The organism is Acinetobacter sp. UBA6571, assembly GCF_002434085.1.
GTDB classification, from domain to species: Bacteria; Pseudomonadota; Gammaproteobacteria; order Pseudomonadales; family Moraxellaceae; genus Acinetobacter; species Acinetobacter radioresistens.
The window spans coordinates 1-3,151 of the sequence record NZ_DJJJ01000016.1; the positions used below are offsets into that span (position 1 = coordinate 1).

The 3,151-nt window shown below is 35.2% G+C and carries 3 protein-coding genes and 1 rRNA gene; all 4 read right to left on the minus strand.

The features are described 5' to 3' along the window. Positions 1-678: 678 nt before the first annotated feature. Positions 679-1,470 (minus strand): alpha/beta fold hydrolase, encoded by a 792-nt coding sequence (locus B3X18_RS02460; protein WP_051590416.1) that lies wholly within the window; start codon positions 1,468-1,470, stop codon positions 679-681. Further along, complete coding sequence (locus B3X18_RS02465) at positions 1,467-1,904, minus strand: MarR family winged helix-turn-helix transcriptional regulator (RefSeq protein WP_005017607.1); 438 nt, start codon at positions 1,902-1,904, stop codon at positions 1,467-1,469. The genes B3X18_RS02460 and B3X18_RS02465 overlap by 4 nt, the downstream gene beginning before the upstream one ends. A gap of 310 nt (positions 1,905-2,214) precedes the next feature. Then, positions 2,215-2,529: an ankyrin repeat domain-containing protein gene (locus tag B3X18_RS02470; RefSeq protein ID WP_034671379.1), complete on the minus strand. Its 315-nt coding sequence runs from the start codon at positions 2,527-2,529 to the stop codon at positions 2,215-2,217. A gap of 424 nt (positions 2,530-2,953) precedes the next feature. Then, positions 2,954-3,068 (minus strand): 5S ribosomal RNA (rrf, locus tag B3X18_RS02475). Positions 3,069-3,151: the final 83 nt, after the last annotated feature.

Sequence of the window (3,151 nt, forward strand, 5' to 3'; positions counted from 1 at the left end):
TCATATTCTCTTAATGATCTTTCTAATACCTCGTCAGTACTAGAAGCTGGACTTCGATAAACTCAACAACTTAGCGCCTTGCGCTTGTTTATTTCCGTCTATCTCGTCGGTATGGGGTGCATTCTAGAGGATTTCAGAATCATTGCAACCCCCCATTTAATATATTTTTCACGTATGTACTATTTTTCAGCAAAAATAAGAAAAAAGGCTTTTTATTTCTCATTTTTTAACCATTTTCTTGTATTTTTTCTACTTTTTTAATTTTTTTAAATCGTTCTTTCTTATTTTAACTTCGGTTAGACAAGTTAATTTTTATTCTTCACTCATCTATTTCATATGACCTAAATTATTATTTAAACCCTGCTGTATGTTTTATCGCCTCTATTTAAATTAATTTTTAAGAAAGGCTATATAGCTTTCATCGACCTTTAGGCTGGTCATTGCTGGATATTGGCCCGGACCTTTTTATATTCTTTTTCAAAAAATAGTTGAGCGCATTTTTTATATGACAATGAAGAATCACTCACTGCTTGTATTCAGGCAGATTAATATCCCGCTTAGATATAATTAACCCTAGCCTCTCAATGATATTAAAAAATTTTATTTTTAAATTTTCTGTTCTCTACGTATCAAGGAAGAGTAGCTTTATTCACTCTTCCTTAATACTCTAGAATCAGTTTAACTGACCAGCAATAAGTGGCCATAATGTTTTGGTTGTATAATTAATTTCTTTGTAGGGGCCAGCGGATAAAGTTTCAGCAAAGCATCAATATTCTGTTCTGTTGCAATTTCATCATCAGTTGCTGCAATAGCAGTAATCGGGCAGCAAACCTGTTCATGATAATGTTTATTGATCGTTTTACCTACCGCATTCATGACATAGCCAGGACGGCTACAGAATTGTGCCCATTGCCGCGCAACGCCTTTCGGTAAGTTTTCGCCCATTCCAATTACTTTAGCGGCTCCATATCCTTTAAAAGCTGAACTTAGGGGAAATAGCAGATTAAACATAAGGGGTGCCAGAAGTTTGGTACGGCCTTTTAATCCTTTGATATGCCCTGTCGAGCCTGCAATAGAAATAAGCTGTTTAACCTGCTGATGATTTTCAACCAGACCCACTAACTGACCACCCGCACTATGCCCGATAATGTTTACCTGAGAAGCACCCGTCTTTTTTAGCGCTGTATCAATGACCGCTGGCAGGTCCAGTAAACCCCAATCTTGAATAGATGCTTTAGAATCTTTTAGTGCGCCATTAAGTGAAGCACCAATTCCCCTAAAGTCAAAAGTCAGAACATCATAACCCTGCTGAGTTAACCATACGGCAAAAGGTTGATAGAATTGCTGAACAATACCAGTAGCTGGAGAAATGATTATAGGTTCACTCTTTTTTATAGGGGCAGTACTAGGGTACAAAATTCCTTTCAGGATATAGCCATCTCGACATTTCACTTCAATATAGTTATTCATAAATCTTTTTCCTTCATTTTATCTAAATTTTTTGTCAAAAAATCTAGCCATTTTTCAATAGTACAAATTTCTTCAATGCTAAATCCCTGCTGCATATACTGATTTAAATAAGTGGCTTTTTGCTTGAGCTCTGGAAGAAGTGATCTGGATAAATCGGTCAAAAATAGACAGGTAGTTCTAGCATCGGTTGGAGAACTTTTTTTAATCACCAGCTTTTGTATTGTCATTCGTTGAATGAGCCCGGTAATTGCAGAGGGAACCAACTGCATCCGTGAAGCCAGTTCCGTAAGCGTTATGCCATCCTGCTGATCAAGATAAAACAGTACCAGCATTTGTGAAGGACTTTGCAATTCTTCTGGAAGACACTGCCTGATCAGGCTTTGTACTTTATGGTCTGCCTGACTCAGCAGATAGATCAATTTAGGTCGAGACATAAAATACTTCACATGTGAAATAATTAATTATTCTGCTTGATTAAAGCAAAAGTGTAAATTTTTCAAATTTACTGAACAGTCAAGAAATATAATCTTGTCAGTTTAAACTTACATCTTCTTCTGCTTTTTGCAGCTAGATCAATTAAGTTATTCAAAGTATTCTGAGATCAACAAGGAACAGGAAGTTCCAGAACATAAAACAACAATAATATGTTTTAGCACCAGGAGCGTGAGGTATAACAGGAGTTTTACCTACAAGCGAAATATAAAGGAATCTCATCAGGATGATGAGGTTCCTTTTTTAATATATTTATTTAAATGATTTTAGAAAATCGACAATTTCAGAATGCATAGCCATTTCTGCCAGCTGTAGAACAGTATATTGCCCTTTACTATGTAGATCAGCTCCTTTGTCTATAAGAAGTTTCACAATACCTAAATAACCATTTTCGGCTGCAGCATGCAGTGCACTGTATCCTTCTTCATCAGCCTGGTTTGGGTCAATGCCAGCATCTAATAACTGTTTAACGTGTTCCATATCACCTAAAGACGCCCAATACACAATTTCAGGAAGCCGAAGTTCAGCTTCATCTTGGGATACAGGAGAGAATGAATTAAATTTCATATGAATAACACCTACATTGAGTATGGCTGGTTTAAATTGAGAAACAGCTTTTAAATAAGATTCAACCCTAGTTATTTATTTTTTATTTATTTACAGAAATTAATTTTCTGATTCTAGAAGTATTTTAAATATTTATAAATATTATCTAAAGATAAAGTATAGATTTTTATCTTGTAACTGATTATTTATAAAATAAGCTACTTCATGCTTTTAAAAGAAATTTAAATATTAAAATATTTGTAGACTAAAGGAAGCCTGTTGAATATTCATTAAATTTTATATTGTTTAACCCTTATATAGGATTACTTAACATTAGATGAATTATTGACTATTATTTAAAAGAGTTCAAAAAATATCATTCTAATATTATTTAACCCCCGCATAAAAAAAGCCCCCTCATGTGAGGGGGCTTTTTAGAATAATGAGCTGGCGATGACTTACTCTCACATGGGTAACCCCACACTACCATCAGCGCTAAGAGGTTTCACTTCTGAGTTCGGGAAGGGATCAGGTGGTTCACTCTTGCTATGGTCGCCAGCACAACTGTTGATGGACTTGTTCGGGTCTGATTTAACTGCGGTGCAGTATATGCCGTACTTTAGTCCAAATGAGTTATTAACAG

What these genes read in the sequence shown, in the direction of transcription:
- B3X18_RS02465 (WP_005017607.1), bottom strand. Translation starts at nt 1,904, where the DNA reads ATGTCTCGACCTAAATTGATCTATCTGCTGAGTCAGGCAGACCATAAA.
- B3X18_RS02470 (WP_034671379.1), bottom strand. Translation starts at nt 2,529, where the DNA reads ATGAAATTTAATTCATTCTCTCCTGTATCCCAAGATGAAGCTGAACTT.
- B3X18_RS02460 (WP_051590416.1), bottom strand. Translation starts at nt 1,470, where the DNA reads ATGAATAACTATATTGAAGTGAAATGTCGAGATGGCTATATCCTGAAA.